Source organism: Azospirillum sp. HJ39 (assembly GCF_041507355.1).
Classification (GTDB): Bacteria; Pseudomonadota; Alphaproteobacteria; order Azospirillales; family Azospirillaceae; genus Azospirillum; species Azospirillum thiophilum.
In genome coordinates, this window is the sequence record NZ_CP167910.1 from 404,654 (window position 1) to 421,428 (window position 16,775).

Annotated in this window: 9 protein-coding genes; 4 read left to right on the forward strand and 5 right to left on the reverse strand. The window is 70.0% G+C overall.

Translation table 11 applies throughout. The features are described from left to right. Positions 1 to 94: 94 nt before the first annotated feature. On the forward strand, positions 95 to 1,285 hold the full coding sequence (locus ABMY26_RS12475) for a GNAT family N-acetyltransferase (protein WP_372396039.1): 1,191 nt from the start codon (positions 95 to 97) through the stop codon (positions 1,283 to 1,285). Between the two features lie 21 nt (positions 1,286 to 1,306). Here ABMY26_RS12475 and ABMY26_RS12480 read toward each other — a convergent pair whose 3' ends face one another. From ABMY26_RS12480 to ABMY26_RS12500, 5 genes are read right to left on the reverse strand one after another with little or no spacing between them, the layout of a single operon-like run. Next, entirely contained in the window at positions 1,307 to 3,718 is a 2,412-nt protein-coding gene (locus ABMY26_RS12480; RefSeq protein ID WP_372396040.1) for an ATP-binding protein, read from the reverse strand. Beyond that, positions 3,715 to 4,893, reverse strand: a complete 1,179-nt coding sequence (locus ABMY26_RS12485; RefSeq protein WP_372396041.1) for a tetratricopeptide repeat protein — start codon at positions 4,891 to 4,893, stop codon at positions 3,715 to 3,717. The genes ABMY26_RS12480 and ABMY26_RS12485 overlap by 4 nt, the downstream gene beginning before the upstream one ends. Beyond that, on the reverse strand, positions 4,890 to 7,100 hold the full coding sequence (locus ABMY26_RS12490) for a sulfotransferase (protein WP_372396042.1): 2,211 nt from the start codon (positions 7,098 to 7,100) through the stop codon (positions 4,890 to 4,892). The genes ABMY26_RS12485 and ABMY26_RS12490 overlap by 4 nt, the downstream gene beginning before the upstream one ends. Before the next feature lie 6 nt (positions 7,101 to 7,106). Next, on the reverse strand, positions 7,107 to 7,604 hold the full coding sequence (locus tag ABMY26_RS12495) for an invasion associated locus B family protein (RefSeq protein WP_372396043.1): 498 nt from the start codon (positions 7,602 to 7,604) through the stop codon (positions 7,107 to 7,109). Between the two features lie 20 nt (positions 7,605 to 7,624). Then, positions 7,625 to 8,305 carry a response regulator transcription factor gene (locus ABMY26_RS12500; protein WP_372396044.1) on the reverse strand — a complete coding sequence of 227 codons (681 nt, stop codon included), beginning with the start codon at positions 8,303 to 8,305 and terminating at the stop codon, positions 7,625 to 7,627. Positions 8,306 to 8,876: 571 nt separating this feature from the next. Between ABMY26_RS12500 and ABMY26_RS12505 the strand changes: the two genes are divergently transcribed. From ABMY26_RS12505 to ade, 3 genes are all read left to right on the forward strand, one after another. Beyond that, positions 8,877 to 14,237: an autotransporter domain-containing protein gene (locus tag ABMY26_RS12505; protein WP_372396045.1), complete on the forward strand. Its 5,361-nt coding sequence runs from the start codon at positions 8,877 to 8,879 to the stop codon at positions 14,235 to 14,237. A gap of 8 nt (positions 14,238 to 14,245) precedes the next feature. Beyond that, positions 14,246 to 14,749, forward strand: coding sequence for an invasion associated locus B family protein (locus tag ABMY26_RS12510; RefSeq protein WP_372396046.1), 504 nt, complete (start codon positions 14,246 to 14,248; stop codon positions 14,747 to 14,749). Between the two features lie 232 nt (positions 14,750 to 14,981). Beyond that, positions 14,982 to 16,691, forward strand: coding sequence for an adenine deaminase (gene ade / locus ABMY26_RS12515; protein ID WP_372396047.1), 1,710 nt, complete (start codon positions 14,982 to 14,984; stop codon positions 16,689 to 16,691). The last annotated feature ends 84 nt before the right edge of the window (positions 16,692 to 16,775 follow it).

The window sequence follows — 16,775 nt, forward strand, 5'->3', positions numbered from 1 at the left end:
GAAGGAAGCCGTTCTACTGAACCCTTCCGCCGCCGAACCGGACAGATCCGGGCCGGTCCCCGGCAAGGCGTGGGTTCAATCGGGATTCCTCAAGATGCAGTCCGCCGCCATGGCGCATGAAACGGTGCCGTCGCATCCCCCGGCGGCATCGCCCGCTCCGGCCGTCGCCGTGGTGCTGGGGATCTCCGGCGTCGATCCGCAGGAGTGGGATGCCTGCGCGGCCGGCCATGGGCCGTTCGTCAGCCACGCCTATCTGCGGGCGGCGGAGGACAGCGGGCTGGCCGGGCCGGCGACCGGCTGGCGGCCCGCCCATCTGATCGCGCGGGAGCCGTCAGGCCGGCTGCTCGGCGCTGCCCCTCTTTATGTGCGCGACCGGTCCACCGGCGAATACTGGTCCGACCAGGCATGGGTGGACGGCTTCGGGGCGGCCGGCGGCCGTTACTTTCCCAAGCTGGTGACGGCAACCCCCTTCGCGCCGGTGACCGGCACGCGCATCCTGCTGCGCGACGGCGCCGCGCCCGGCGTCGCCGATGCGCTGGTCGGCGCGATGGTGTCGCTCGCCCATCGCCACGGCATGTCTTCCATCCATGCGACCTTTCCGGACGAGACCGACCGCGCCCGTTTCGAGGCGGCGGGATGGCTGACCCGCCACCTGATCCAGTATGAATGGCGGAACGACGGGTACCGGGATTTCGGCGACTTCGCCGCGGCCCTGTCGAGGCACCGGCGCGAGAGGCTGTTGTGGGAACGCCGCAAGGTGCTTGCCAGCGGGGTGCGGTTCCGCGATGTGCCGGGCAGCCGGGTGAACGAAGCCGACGTGGCGGTTTTCCTGGACCTGCTCAACGACCTTTACGCCCGCCGGTCGACGCGCCAGCCGCTGACCGCCGGATTCATCCTGCGGCTGTGCGCCGGTCTGGGCGATGCGGTGACGCTGACCTTCGCGGAGGCCGGCGGCGTGGCGGCCGGGGCGCTGCTGACCGTCGAGGGGGACGGCTGCCTTCATCTCCGCAACTGGGGGAGCCGGGAGGGGCTGCGCCTTCTCCATTTCGAAACCTGCTATTACCGGACGATCGAGCGGGCGATCGGGCGCGGCCTGTCCGCCGTGGGCGGCGGTCACGGCGGACCGCACAAGCTGGCGCGCGGCTTCCGGCCCAGGCTGGTCCATGCCTGCCACCGGTTCCTGCATTCCAACATGCACAGCGCCGTGGCCGAGGGGATCGGCCTGCACAACGCCATGATCCTTCCCGTCTTCGCCCAGGAACAGGCCCGGTCGCCCTTCCGGTAACGGACCGGTCCTCCAGTCCCGTCACCCGCCTTTCCGGGTGCTGCCCGACCCGGGCACGTCGTCGTCATCCGGAGGAAAAGCCTCCTGCAGGCCCAACCGGATCGTGAACAGCGCGCCGCCGTCCGGCCGGTTCCGCACGCCGACGGTGCCGCCATGATCCGAGACGATGTGGCGAACCAGGTGCAAGCCCAACCCCGCTCCTGGAATGCCTCCGGTCTTGCCGCCCCGGTAATATTTCTCGAAGATGCGCTCACGCTCGCCGTCGGGAACGCCCGGCCCGCGGTCGGCGATGCAGAACACGGCATCCTGCCCATCCCGCCGCAGCCCGACCTCGATCACGCTGGCCGGGCCGGAGTATTTGACCGCGTTCTCGAGCAGGTTGGACAGCGCCATGCCCAGAAGCGGCTCGTCGCCGGTCAGCTCCGGCAGGGAATCGAGCGTCAGGACGAAGGTGTGATGCGGAGATGCCGCTTCGGCCGCGTCGACGATCCGGCGGACCAGGGCCCCCGGATCGAAGCGGCTGGAGCGCAGCATCAGGCCGGCGCCTTCGATCCGGTCGTCCAGCAGGCAGGCGTCGATCATGCCGTTCATGTGACGCACCGACCGCTCGATCCGCTGCAGGCGCTGCGCCGTCGCCTCGTCCCCGGTCGTCAGCCCGATGTTCTGGCCAGCCGTGCTGATCACCGCCAGTGGGGTGCGGAATTCGTGGGTGATCATGGCCAGAAACTGGCGCTGGGCCTCCCGCGCCGCCCGCTCCAGCGCGACCGAGGCGTCGGCCATCTCCTTCGCCTTGGTCAGCTCCTGTTCGAGTTGCCTGCGGCCGGTGATGTCGTTGACGGCGAGCAGCCGGGCCGGCTGGCCCTCATAGTCGACCGGCACCATCGACACCAGGGCCCAGAACCGGTTGCCGGCGGCGTCCAGCATCTCGGTTTCGGCGTTCTCCACCCGGCCGTCGCGTTCCAGCAGCGCCAGGAGGCGGGCGCGGTCGGCGGGGTCATAGTAGAGATCGGTGCCCCCCAGCGACTCCCGTGCGCGCCGGTTGGCGTAGAGTGGGGTGATGCGGGCCGCGTGACTGAGGACGATGGCGAGCGGAACCGCCTCCAGCGTCCGGCGAAGCTGCGTCTCGCGGTCCAGCAAGGCCGCGTTGGCCCGGTCGAGCGCAACCGTCCGCTGGGTCACCCGCTCCGCCAGCTCGGCCTCGTTGCGGCGCAGGGCGACGACCAGGGCGCGCTGCGCCTCATCCTTTTCCAACCGCAGCAACCGCAGCTGCACCGCTATCATGGCACCGAACAGCAGCATCTCCGCCATCGGCGCGTAGACCGGCAGGAAATAGGTGGCCTCGGTCCATGGCACGAGCCCGGCGTTGCGCAGCGCAGTCAGCACGTTCCCGGCGGCCAGAACCGTCCAGCCGGCGATCATGTAGCGCGCCGCCCGGTACCCCGACAGCCAGGACTGGATGCTGGCGGCCAGGCCGGTCACCAGGATCAGCAGCGCGAGATTGCGGGGGCGCAGGATCACGTCCGTTTCCAGGTCGCCGTCCAGTAGCAGGTCGTAGATGGCCAGCAGCAACGCGCCGATCAGGATCGGCGCTCCAAGGACCGGCGCGACCCAGCGGGCGCTTCGGCGCAGCGGCAGCGCCGCGAACAGGAAGCCGATGCCGAACGTCCCGGAAGCGACCAGCCATATGAAGGGATTCTGGTCCCCGATCGGCAGATGGCGTCCCCACAGCAACCGGTCCAGCCCGGTCATCGCCAGGATGTGGCCGGCGGTCGCCAGGGCGGACGCGCCATAGAAAGCCAGCGCCAGGCTGGACAGCGCCGCCGCCAGCGCCAGCGCGACGGTCCCCAGCAGCAGGACGATGGTGTTCAGGGCCGCGTGTGCCAGATTCTCGAACTGCTCGGCCCGCATCAGGGCAGCCGGCTGCCACAGGTCGAGCGGCACGGCCATCGACCCGGTGGTGACGCCCCGGAACCACAGGGTGTGGCGTCCGCCCGGCAGATCGATGAGGGCGGCGTTGCGGCGGACCGGCAACGCCTGCGGGACGCGATCCCCCAGGGCGGCGATGGGGCCGGACGACGGGCTCCAGGAGGCCCACACCTCCATCCGGTCGAAATTGGGCACCGCCAGCGTCAGGATGCGCCGCCCGGCCGCATGGGGGGGAACCTCGATCTCGGTCCGCAGCCACAGGGCGTCGGTGGTGATGCCGAGGCTGTAGTCCTGGGAGATCCAGGGAGACGGGGTGAACGGATCGGCGTCTCCGCCCCGCAGGTCGTCGATCGACAGGCGGCGGCCGGGATCGCGCAGCGCCACGAAATCGGACAGCTCCACCCGGTCGCGGTCGTCGATCAGCACGGGTTCGGCCCCCGCCGGGGCGGTACCCAAGGCCAGCCACAGGGCGACGAGGCCGCCCGCCGCGATCCGGCGCCGGCTCACGCGGGGTTGGCCCGCTCCAGGGCGCGCAGCCCGTCCGCCACCGCCCGGGCCACGCTGTCCCAATCGCCGCGCGCCGGCTGCCGGAAGAGGCGGAGCGACGGGTACCAGGGGGTGTCGTCGCGGCCCAGAAGCCAGCGCCAGTCCGGCACATAGGGCAGCATCACCCAGGCCGGACGGCCAAGCGCGCCGGCCAGATGCACCGGGGCGCTGTCCACCGAAACCAGCAGGTCGGCGACGGTCAGGATCGCCGCCGTGTCCTCGAAATCGGCGATCTCGCCGTCCAGCCTTTCGATCCGCATGCCGCGCGGCGGAGTCAGCGCCTGGGCCGCCGCCGGCCCCTTCTGGAGGGCCAGGAAGGTTCCGCCATCCGGCACCGCCAGAGGGGCCAGCGCGTTCAGCGGGACGGAACGGTTGGCGTCGTTGAGGTGGGTCGGCCGACCGGCCCAGACCAGGCCGACCAGCGGTCTCGGCAGTTTCGCCAGCCGCCTGCGCCAGCGCTTCACGCGGGCCGGTTCAGCTTCCAGATAGGGAATTCGGCCGGGCAGATCGGCGAGCGTCAGGCCCATCGCCATCGGCAGGCTCATCATTTCGCAATGCAGGTCGAAGGGCGGCGGCAACTGTCCCCGAAGGACCAGTTCATCGGCCCCCGAAGAGCGGCGGGCGAAGCTGGCCTGATCCTGGTTGACCTGGAGGACGACGCGGGCCTGGCTGCGCGCCTTCGCCCAGGCGACCATGCGCAGGAACTGGAAGGTGTCGCCATAGCCCTGCTCGTCGTGGATCAGCAGGGTCTTGCCCGGAATGGGGCGGCCGTCCCAGCGCGGGCGCTGCACGCGGCGTTCGAGCTGGGTGGTGTGCGGCATGCCGTAGCGGTGATGGTACTCCCGCCAGCCGCGCTCGAAGTCGCCGAGCAGCAGCAGCGTTTCGGAAAGCTCGAAACGCAGCGACAGGTTGCCGGGGAACCTCTCCACCAGCATCTCGTAGATCTGCCGGGCCTCCTCGATGCGGCCCTGGGCGCGCACGGCGATCACCAGCATGTGCCAGCAGCTCACCGACATGGCGCCGGCCGCCAACGCCTCGCGCGCCCGGCGCTCGGCCTGCTCCATGTGCCCGGCCGCCAGCAGGGCGCGGCCCTCGGTCTCCAGCGCTTCCGGGCCGCTCGCTTCCGGGCCGCTCATGGCCGCGCGCTCCCGTCGCCGCGCAGCGCCTGGACCAGCGGAGCCAGATGCTCCGCCAGGGCCTGCCCGCGCCCGACGGCGTCGGAATGGATCGGCCTGCGGACCTGGACCGCGCTCGCGGTGGTGACCCGCCGCCGGTTGCGGTGGAAGTCGAGACTGGCCGGATCCCAATCGACCCCGCAGAAGGCGAGCAGCCGGCGGGCCTGGACCTCCGGTTCGGCGACCAGCGCCTCGTAGTCCAGCTCCAGGAAACGGTCAGGCGGCAGCACGCTGCGCCAATGCGCCATCAGCCGCTGGTAGGCGCGGTGGAAGCGTCCGAGCTCCTCCAGGTCGTAGGCGAAGACGTTCTGGTCCTGGAACAGGCGGGTGTAGTTGGACAGGCAGCAGTCCAGCGCGTCGCGGCGGCAGTGGACGATTCGGGCTCCCGGCAGCGTCAGGGCGATCAGCCCGGCATAGAGGAAGTTGAGCGGCATCTTGTCGACGAGACGGACGGCATCGCCGGCCAAGCCGCTCACCTGATCGAGATAGCGCCGGCCCAACCCGGCCAGATCGTCGGGGCCGGCCACCTCCGCCAGGAGAGGGTACGGCACCGGCCGCCCGTCGGGCAGGGTCACCCGGTTGACGACATGCTCCAGCACCTGCAATTCGCCGGCCCCGTGAATCGCCGGATGCGAGGCCAGGATCTGCTCGACCAGGCTGGTGCCGGAGCGCGGCATGCCGATGACGAACACCGGCAGCTCCGACCGGTCGCAGGCGGGCGCCGCCCCCGCGGCCAGCCGCCCGGCCGGGAAGGCCTGCGCGATGGCGTCGATCCAGCCTTCGGTGGCAGCGGCGTCGAAGGCGAGCGCGCTTCGCTTCAGTGCGTTGCCGCGGGCGAAATGGGCGAAGCCGGCCGCCGCGTTGCCGGCCGCCAGCCGGGCCGCGCCCAGGGTGAAATGCAGCATGCTGCGGTCGTCGCGGCCCAGGCCCGAGGACGTCTCCAGCATCGCCTCCAGCCGCGCGGCCTCGTCCTCGCCGCAGGGCAGCAGATCCACCGCGCCATACCAGGCCGCTCCGCAGCGGGGAAAGCGCCGCCGCGCCTCGGAGAAGGCGGCGGCCGCCTCTTCCAGGCGGCCGAGCTGGGTCAGCAGGACGGCGCGCCCGATCAGCCCGGACGCCCCGCCGTTGCCGTCCGCGGCGGCTGCCTTGCCGAAGGCGTCCAGCGCCTCCTCGTAACGGCCCATCGCCTGCAAGGCGGTCCCCGCGGCATTCAGGATATCCGGCCGTCCGGGAGAGGCCGCCAGCCCGGCCTCGGCGACCGCCAGCGCCTCCCCGGCGCGGCCGAGCCGCAGCAGGATGCCGGACCGTCCGGCCGGCAGCGCCGGATGGTCGGGGGCGAAGTCGCGCAGCGCTTCGAGCCACCCCAATGCCTCCATGCCGCGGCCGCGTGACTGCTCGATTTCGGCGGCGTTGAGATAGGCGCCGGGCATGCGGGGTTCCAGCCCGATTGCACGGCGCAGCAGGCCCAGCCCCTCCTCGTGCCGTCCCAGCTCGCCGGTCAGGCTGCCGAGGTTGCAGCAGGCGTCGACGTAGAGCGGATTGAGGACCAGGGCGGCGCCGTAGTGCCGGGCGGCCTCCGCCCCGCGGTCGAGCAGGCGCAGGGTGTTGCCCAGGTTGTTGTAGCCCTCGGCCATGTCCGGCGCCAGCGCCAGGACGCGCCGCAGGCAATGGGCGCTCGGCTCCGCCTTGCCGGCCTCCTGGAGGATGATGCCCAGGTTGCTCCACGACGCCGCCACCTTGCCGTCGAGCGCCACCGCCTGCCGGGCGGCCTGCTCCGCCTCGGCGAGACGGCCGCGGCGGCGGCACAGCTCGCCCAGGTTGCTGAAATAGGCGGGCGTCGCGCCCGGAGCGGCGCAGGCTTCCTTCATGTGGTCGATCGCGAGATCGATCCGGCCGGCCGAGTGGGCGATCAGGCCGAGGAGATGCAGTATGTCGGTCTGGCCCGGCAAAACCGACAGAATCTGGCGGGCCAGAAGCTCGGCCTCCTGCATCTGGCCCGCTTCCCAATGGCGGTAGGCCAGGTCGATGGCGACCGGGATGGGAATCCCCTGTTGCCCGGCGGCCTGCTGTCCGGCGTTCCCGGTGCCGGCGTTTGCAGCACCGTTTGCAGCGCCGGCTTTCCTGGTGGCGTGCGCCGTCCGTCCGGCCGGTCGTATCCTGCGAACCATGTCGTCCTACCGCGTGAGTTGGGTCAGGGCCGCGTCCAATCCGGTCAGGGGGATAGGCACGTCGAACGGCTTGTTGTCTCCGGTGACGAAGCGCACCGTCATCATCGACCCCTTCCGGAACCGGTCAAGTCCGGGCCGGTCGATGTCCGCCACCGCCAGGCAGCCGCCGCCGTCGCAGCGGTCGAAGGGCAGGGCGATCGGCCCGCCGGCGTCGATCGCAAGCGTCAGGCCCGGCGGCAGCCTTACGCCGAGCGGGGCCGTCAGCGCCATCCTGGCCTTGCGCTCCGGCCCGACGAGGCTGAAGCGGACGTTCAGCAGCACCGCCTTGGCCGGCATGCCGACGGCATACTGCTCGACGAAGCACTGCTCCCGTCCGTCGGCCTCCTTGGCGCATTGCCGGGCCCAGAGTGCCGCGTCCGCATCGCCGGCGAGGGTGGCGGACGCGGAGACGGCGAGACCCGCCACAGCCAGGGCGGAGGCGAGAAGAGCGGTTGCCGGTGTCATCGGGTTCCTGTCCATGGGTGTCAGAAGGCGACCGGCGCCGCGAAGGCGTAGCCGCGGAAGCGCACGGTGTGAAGGGGCAGTTCATCGCCGGTCTCGGCCTCGACCTTGCGGCGCAGGCGATGGACCAGCAGGTCGATGCTGCGGGCGTCGATCTCCAGGCGCTCGACCAGGAGGTGACGATCCACGACCGACGCCGGCGCCTCGAAGAAGGGCCGCAGAAGACGGACTTCGGCTTCGCTCAAGCCGATGGCGATGCCGGCCGGCGTCCTGAGCTGCCAGCGCGCCATGTCGAGCCGCCATGGATGCGACGGAGGTTCCCTGCGGCGCATCACCGAGGCGATCGCCGCCTCAAGCTCGCGCATGTCCAGCGGTTTCACCAGATAGAAGTCGGCACCGGCATTCAGGCCAAGGATGCGGTCCTCGACCCGGCCGCGCGCGGTGATGACGATCAGTCCCGATTGCGGATCCTTTGACAGACGGTTGGCGATTTCGATCCCATCCTCTTCCGGCAGGCCGAGATCGAGGAGGATCACGTCGGGGCGACGTTCGGCGATGGCGCGGTCCATCGCCCGCCCCCCATCGGCGATCCGGACCGTCATGCCGCGCGTCCGGAGATAATAGGCGATCTCCTCGCGCAGATCGGCGTGATCCTCAACGACCAGCACATCCAGCATCGCCACCGGTCCTTCCGCTTCGCCCATCGTCTCCACCGGTCCCAACGGCCCCTTTCAGGCGCTTCCTAATACATGGGATCCGCCGCCCCCGACCACCGGTGCAGGTCCGCCGAGCCCCACCCGAACCGTGAGGGCCGGCCGTCAACCATCCGGCCGATCTGCCGTCACTCCCGACATCATCCTTCCACGATCATCCGAAGTGCCTTCGCCGCGGCGATCCTGTTCCCTGATGATGCCTTTGAGAAGAAACATATTTCAATTCGTTGCTTGTCTCCAAGAAACGAATTGCTTCGACGAATTCTATCATCGATTTGATCAGTAAATCATTATGAAAGACTGTGAAAGCTGATGAAAGTTAATGAAAGGTTCGTTGTTTTTCTCGAATCGGATTGACGGCGATATGCCTTTTCGGTAATGGAAATCGATATAGATGCGGTATCTTCTTGTCGCTTCTAAGCCAATTCATCCCGGATGCGTGCAAGATGGCGTGGAAATGGTCGCACCATTCAGACCGTTCCGCGGCATTGCGCTTTCCGGGGTGACGCTGCAATCCCGGTGCCGGCAGCGACCGGCCGTTGAGCAACTTCAGGATGCGCGAATGCCCGTAGTCTCCGCAAGCCCGCACACGTCCCTGCGCCTGTTGCTCCTGGCCGGCGCCTCGGCGGTCGTTCTCGGCGCACTCTTGGTCACGACGCCGGGCGGGGCGGCGACCGACACCGTGAGTTCGAACACCACGACGATCCCGACCATCACCTCCGGCAACAGCCTGGTGATCTCCTCGGGCGCCACCATCACCTCGACCTCGGGGGACGGCGGTGTCGAGATGAGCCGCGGCGCAACGATCGGTTCGATCGTCAACAACGGCGTCATCACCGGCGCCTTCTTCGGCATCGCTAACGGCACCACCACCGGCGGCAGCGGTTACTACGACGGATCGATCACGACGATCACCAACACCGGCACCATTGCCAGCAGCAACGTCGCCATCAACATCTCGGGTGGCGGAGTCGACCGCATCAACAACAGCGGCAGCCTGTCGGGAACCTCGGGGATCGCCCTGTCGAACGGGGCAGTCGCAGGCACGATCAACAATTCAGGTACGATCACTCAGAGCAGTACGAACCCCGCCATTGGCCTCAGTGGCAACGCAAGCCTGTCGACCCTCGTCAACACCGGACTCATCGACGGGGGCTTGACGGGCACCGGCGTGCGCGTGACGGCGGGCACCGCAACCTCGATCGGGCTGGTCTCCAACAGCAGCACGATCACCGCCCGCACCGGCGTGGCCGTTGAGGGCACCTTGGCCACACTCAACAACAGCGGGTTGATCTACAGCTACAACACCAGCGGTAGCGTCTGGGGCGCGTTGGTTGTCGGCACCGCGGGCTCGCTGTCCAACGTGATCAACACCGGCACGATCAGCGGCATCGTCCGCAACAGGGGAACCAGCGCGATGACCATCACCGGCGCCTCGGGCACCCTGTTCGGGACGATCATGGGGACGACGACGTCCGCCGCCGGCACCATCCAGTCGTCCGGCGACCTGACCTTCGCCGGCAACACGTTCCTCGATTCCGCGGTTTCGATGTCGGGGGCCGGCCGCACGGTCACCAACACCGGCATCCTCCAGATCAACCGAAGCCTGTCCTTCACCCCCGCCAGCTACGTCCAGGGCAGCGGCGCCACGCTGATCCTCGGCGTGACCTCCGCCAGCGAATACGGCAAACTGAACGCGAGCGGAGCGGCGGTGACGCTGACCGGCAGCACCATCGTCATGCAGACGGTGTCGGGCGGCAGCTACGGAAGCGGCACCTACACCATCGTCAATGCCGGCAACAACAGCACCCTGACCGGTGCCGACGTCTCGGTGACCGGCTTCAACGGCGACGTCACCACCACCATCGTCGGCAACAGGCTGCAGGTCATCCTCGCCCCCCCGCTCTACTGGGACGGCGATGCCGGCGGCAATGCCACCAACGGGACGATCGACGGCGGCAACGGAACCTGGAGCACCGCGAGCACCAACTGGACCAGGACGGACGGCACCCGCAACGACACGCTGGCCGGAGGACTGGTCCCGGTGTTCCAGGGCACGGCCGGGCAGGTGACGGTGTCGGGATCGGTGTCGACCGCGGGAATGACGTTCGCCACCACCGGCTACCAGCTCACCGGCGGCACCATCGGCCTGTCGGATTCGCCGAGGATCACCACCGACTCCGGCGTCACGGCGACCGTCGCCTCGGCGTTGAGCGGCAGCGCCGGATTGACCAAGGCGGGTGCCGGCACCCTCATCCTGTCGGGGAGCAACAGCTTCACCGGCAACTTGACCATCACCGGCGGCACCCTGACCGCGAACGGCGGGACGGTGCTGCCCGATTCCGGTTTCGTGTCGATCGCCTCGGGCACCACCCTGAAGCTCGGCGCCAGCGAAACCATCGGGATGCTGTTCGGCGCCGGTACCCTCGATCTCGACACCCATACGGTGACGACCAGCGTCAGCTCGACGGGAACCCTGTCGGGCAGCGTCACCGGAACCGGCGCCCTGGTCAAGGCGGGCAGCGGGACGCTGGTGCTGACCGGCGCCAACAGCCACAGCGGCGGAACCTCGATCACCGGGGGCACCCTGACCGCCGGTTCGTCGGCCCTGCCGAGCAGCGGGGCGGTGATGGTCGGGACGGGTGCCGCGCTCGCGCTTTCGAGCGACCTGACCGTCGGCGCGTTGTCCGGTGCCGGCAATCTGGCGCTGGGCGCCTACACGCTGACGGCGGGCGACGCCACGAGCGGAACCCTGTCGGGCACCATCGGCGGCACCGGCACGCTGGTGAAGGCCGGAAGCGGCACGCTCACGCTTGCGGGCACCGGCAGCCACACCGGCGGCACCAGCATCACCGGCGGCACCCTGTCCGCCGCCTCGGCCACCGCCCTGCCGGCCGCCGGCGCGGTGAGCGTCGGTTCGGGCGCGACATTGCGGCTGGATGCCAGCCTCGCCGTCGGCGCCCTGTCCGGTGCCGGCGATGTCGTGCTGGGCAGCAACACCCTCACCTTCGGCGATGCCGGCGACACCACGCTGTCGGGTGCGGTCTCCGGTGCCGGCACCCTGGTGAAGGCCGGAAGCGGCATCGCCACGCTGTCGGGCGCCAACGCCATCACCGGAGGCCTGACGCTCAACGGCGGTTCGATGGTGACAAGCGGCACCCTCGGCGCCGTCACCATCGCCTCGGGCACCACCCTGACCGCCGCGGGCGCCATCACCACCGCCGCCATCGCCAACAGCGGCACCCTGGCGCTCGGCAGCACGGTGCTGACGGCGGGCGGCAACATCACCGGCACCGGCGCCATCACCTTCACGATCGGCAGCGGCGGCACCGGCTACATCGTCAACACCGTCAACACCGCCAACTACGCTCCCGGCGCCGGCACGGTGACGGTCACGCCGACGCTGAGCGGCGTCACCATCACCAACGGCGCCACGGTCGCCTTGATCCGCGGCAACGCCGGCAGCGCCGCCCCCAGCTTCACCGGGACGACCCTGTCGGTGGCGGCGACCGGCGCGGCGACCTGGACGGCGGCGGCCGGCACCGCCTATGTCGGGACGGTGGACCTGAACGGCTACACCATCGCCGCCAACGACACGGTGCTGGTCGCCACCGTGGCATCTCCGCCTCCGCCCCCGCCCCCGCCGCCGCCTCCCCCTCCGGTCGTCACCCCTCCGACGGAAACGACGCCGACCACCCCGACCACCCCCGTGGTCACGCCGCCGGTCGTCACACCGCCGGTGGTGGTCACGCCGCCCACCGTCACCACCGGCGTGATCGACGGCTCCAAGCCGACCTTCACCAACGAGGATGGCGCGGTGCAGAGCACCACCGTCACCTTCGACGGCGGCACCCTGAAGCCCACGGCGCCGCTGACCCTGACCCAGGCCGTCAACGTCCAGGAGACCAACGGCGTCATCGATCCGAACGGCTCGACCGTCACCCTGTCGGGCTCGGTCACCGGGGCGGGACAGCTGACGGTCGCCGGTTCCGGCTCGCTGATCGTCTCGAACACGGTCGCCAACAGCGGCGGCGTGAACGTCCAGTCGGGCGGGCTGATCGTCGCCGGTGGCGGCACCGTGTCGGCTCCGGTCACGGTCGGCGGCGGAACGGTGACGGTCGGCGACGGCGGCAACGTCTCCGCGCCCGTCACCGTCACCGGCGGTGCGATCACCATCGACGATGGCGGCACGGTCGCCTCGTCGGTGACGGTGGAGAGCGGCGGCTCGGCCAGGGTCAACGGCGAGGTCGCCGGTCCGGTCACCGTCGCCAGCGGCGCGACGCTCGGCGGCAGCGGCCTCATCGGCGGCAGCACCTCGGTCTCCGGCATCCTGGCGCCGGGCAACTCGCCGGGCACGCTGGTCTTCACCGCGCCGCTCACCTTGAATGCAAGCTCGGTCTATCAGGTCGAGATCGACGGCACCGGCACCGGGACGGGCGCCGGCAACCATGACCGGGTGGTGGTCGATGGCGCCTCCTTCACCGCCGGGGGCCGGCTGACGCCGATCCTGCGCGGCATCGCCGGCTCGGCGACCAACAGCTTCACCCCGGCGCTGGGGCAGAGCTTCACCGTGGTCACCGCCGGCGACGGGGTGTCGGGCCGCTTCGCCACCCTCGATCAGCCGACCGCCGGGCTCGCCGCCGGCACGCGGCTGGACCTGCTCTATGGCTCCAACGCCGTCGCCCTGGTGGCGACGCCGACCAGCTATGCCGACCTCGGGGCGGCGGGCCTCGCCCAGAGCTCCAACCAGCGCGCCGTCGGCGCCGCGTTGGAGAGCTTCCGGCCGGCGGCCGGCGGGCAGGCGTCGGACACGGCGGTACAGACGCTGTTCGACAACCTCCACACCCTGTCGGGCGGCCAGATCGGCCCGGCGCTGAACCAGATGTCCGGCGTCATCCACGCCGACATGCTGGCCGCCGGCCAAGCCAACCGCCGGCTGTTCGGCCGCGCCGTGGAGGCCCGGCAGGCGGCCGGGCGCGGCGGCGCCGAGGCCCCGGGTCCGGTGGCGGGGGTGGTGCAGTTCCTGTTCGACGGCAAGGCGCGGTCGGCCTCCGGCCTGGCCGAAGGCCCGGACGGCACCGCCAAGGCGGCGGCCGGCAAGGCGAGCCTGTGGGGCCAGCCGCTGGTCGGCCGGGGCCGCAGCGGCAACGACGGCAATGGCGGAACGGTGGACCGCTTCATCGGCGGCTTCATGGTCGGTTCCGATTACGCCTTCGACCCGGACCTCAAGGCCGGCGCGGCGCTGGGCTTCCTGCGCACCCGCGTCAAGGCCGATGGCGGTGCGGGCAAGGGCACGGTCGACAGCTACCAGGCGACCGCCTACGCAAGCTGGACGCCGGGGGCGGCCTTCGTCGACGCGGCGCTGGGCTATGGCCACAGCCGCTACGAGACCTCGCGGTCGGTGACGTTCGGCAACGTCGCCGGGGTGGCGTCCGGCGAGGCGAACGGCAACGACCTGTCGGCGGAGCTGTCGGCGGGAACCCGCGTGGCGCTGGACGACGCAAGCTGGGTGGAGCCGCGCGTGGGCCTGCGCTGGGACCGGCTGGCCCGCGGCAGCTTCACCGAGAGCGGCACGCCGCTGCTCAGCCTGACGGAGGAGTCGGAGACGTGGACCGGGCTGCGCAGTTCGGTGGGCTTGCGGGCCGGGACGCGGCTGAGCTTCGGCGAGGCGGTGGTCGAACCGACCGGGCTGCTGGGGTGGGAACATGACTGGAGCGACGTGGGCGCCTCGGCGACCGGTGCGCTGAACGGCGCCCGCTTCACGGTGCAATCGAGCCGTCCGGGCCGCGACGCGGCGGTGGTCGGCGCCGGGGTCAACGTGACGGTGACGCAGCAGGTCTCGGTGCAGGTCGGCTATCTCGGCGAGATCCGCCGCCGCGAGAGCAACCACGGCTTGTCGGCCGGATTGCGGTGGTCCTGGTGAGGGCCGGGATGGCCACCCGCGCCGGCAGCCTGCTGGGGCTGTCGCTCGTGATCGCCGGCCTGCCGGCCTTCGCCGCCGACAAGAAGCCGGAGACGGGAACCGCCTTCGGTGACTGGCTGGTGGAGTGCGAGGCGGCGACGGACGGGAAGCCCCGCTGCTTCCTCACCCAGACCCAGCTCCTGAAGGAGAACAACGCGCGCCTGCTGAAGATGTCGGTCGGCTACATCGGCCCCAAGGGCGAACCGGTGTTGGTGGCGGTGCTGCCGCTGGGCATCGATCTGCGCGCCGGGGTGATGATGAAGCTGGACGAAGGTGGTGAGGCGCCTCTGGTCCTCCAGCAATGCGTGCAGGACGGGTGCGTCGCGAGCAAGGTGCTCGATGCCAAGGGGCTGGCGGCATTCGCCAAGGCGCGGACCCTGCGCTTGGGGGTGCTGCCTTATGCCAGCAAGCAGTCGGTTGCCATGACGGTGTCGTTGAAGGGGGTTTCGGCCGGGCTCGACGCACTGAAATAGCGTCGGCCTGAAAAGGGTCAAGTCAGGTCGGAATCGATCTGAACACAGAAATAAGAATATTGCGGATAGTATGTATAAATCGGAATGTCGGGTTGCCTTCCGGTGTGTGCCGCATTTTTAAAGTATTCAGCGTTCCGATTTCTCAAGCTCATGGAGAAAATTTTTTCTTGCGGCCAAAGGTGCGGAGCGCCACTTTCCAATGTCGGGACGGCAAGACGAAACGGGGTGGAACATGGCGACGGACCGCGACGGGCTGAAGACGCGCATCGGGCAGGCGCTGGGCGAGGCGAAGGCCGATCTGGTCATCAAGAACACCCGCTTCCTCAATGTCGTGACCGGCGAGATCGCCGCGGGCGACATCGCCGTCTGCGGCGAGGTCATCGTCGGCACCTATGACTCCTATGACGGGGTCGAGGAGATCGACGGGCGCGGGCTGACCGTGGTTCCGGGATTCATCGACACCCATGTCCATTGCGAATCCACCTGCGTCACCCCGCAGGAGTTCGACCGCTGCGTCCTGCCCCGCGGCACCACCACCGCTATCTGCGATCCGCACGAGATCTGCAACGTCCTGGGCGAGCAGGGCCTGCGCTATTTCCTCGACAGTGCCGGCGGGACGGCGCTCGACCTGTTCGTGCAGCTGTCCTCCTGCGTGCCGGCGACCGAGCTGGAAACCTCCGGCGCCCGGCTGGAGGCGCCGGACCTGATCCGGCACATGGACCATCCCCGCGTGATCGGGCTGGCCGAGTTCATGAATTTCCCCGGCGTCTTCCACAAGGTCGACGGGGTGCTCGACAAGCTCGCCGCCTTCGACGGCCGCCACATCGACGGCCATGCCCCGCTGGTGACGGGCAAGGAGCTGAACGCCTATCTCTCCTGCGGCATCCGCAACTGCCACGAGACCACCAGCGCCGCGGAGGCGATGGAGAAGCTGCGCAAGGGCATGCAGGTGCTGATCCGCGACGGCTCGGTGTCGAAGGACGTCCATGCCCTGGCCGGGGTGATCTCGCCCGAAACCTCACCCTTCCTGGGCTTCTGCACCGACGACCGCAACCCGCTGGACATCGCCGAGGAAGGGCACATGGATCACCTGATCCGCAGCGCCATCCGGCTCGGCGCCCCGGTCGCCCATGTCTACCGCGCCGCCACCTGGTCGGCCGCCCGCGGCTTCCGGCTGTACGACCGCGGGCTGGTGGCGCCGGGGCACCGCGCCGACCTCGTCCTGCTCGACGACCTGGAGGAGTGCGCGGTCAACCGCGTCATCCGCAGCGGCCGGGTCGTCGGCCCGCACAGCTTCGAGGGGCGCCCGGCGGTCACGCCGGTCGGGCTCGACTCCGTCCGGCTCGATCCGGTGGCTGTGGAGGATTTCGCGGTGCCGGCCGGCGGGTCGGTCCAGTCGGTGATCGGGCTGGAACCCGGCAAGATCCTCACCGAACACCGCCGCATCGAGGTGCCGGCGGTGGGTGGCCGGATGGTCGCCGATCCGTCGCGCGACCTGCTGAAGATCTGCGTGTTCGCCCGTCACGGCAGCAACCGCAACATCGGCCGCGGCTTCGTCCAGGGCTTCGGCTTCGCGGAGGGGGCGCTGGCGTCCTCGGTCGGGCATGACAGCCACAACATCTGCACCGTGGGGGCCAAGGACGAGGACATGGCCATCGCGGTCAACCGGCTGATCGAGCTGCAGGGCGGCTTCGTCGCCGTGCGCGACGGCCGCGTCGTCGGCGAACTGGCGCTGCCGCTGGCCGGGCTGATGAGCCTGGATCCGTTCGAGACGGTGGAGGCGAAGCTGCGCGCCTTGCGCGCCGCCGTCCGCGCCATGGGCTGCCCGCTGGCCGAGCCCTTCCTGCAGCTGGCCTTCCTGCCGCTGCCGGTCATCCCGCACCTGAAGATCACCGACCGCGGCATGGTCGATGTCGACCGCTTCGAGCTGATTGCCGCATGATTGATCTGTTTGCCTAAGTAAGCGGCAAAGGCCTGGAGGCTGTGCGGGCGGGGGCGGGGGCTGCCCATTGGATGAGCGAGGAAA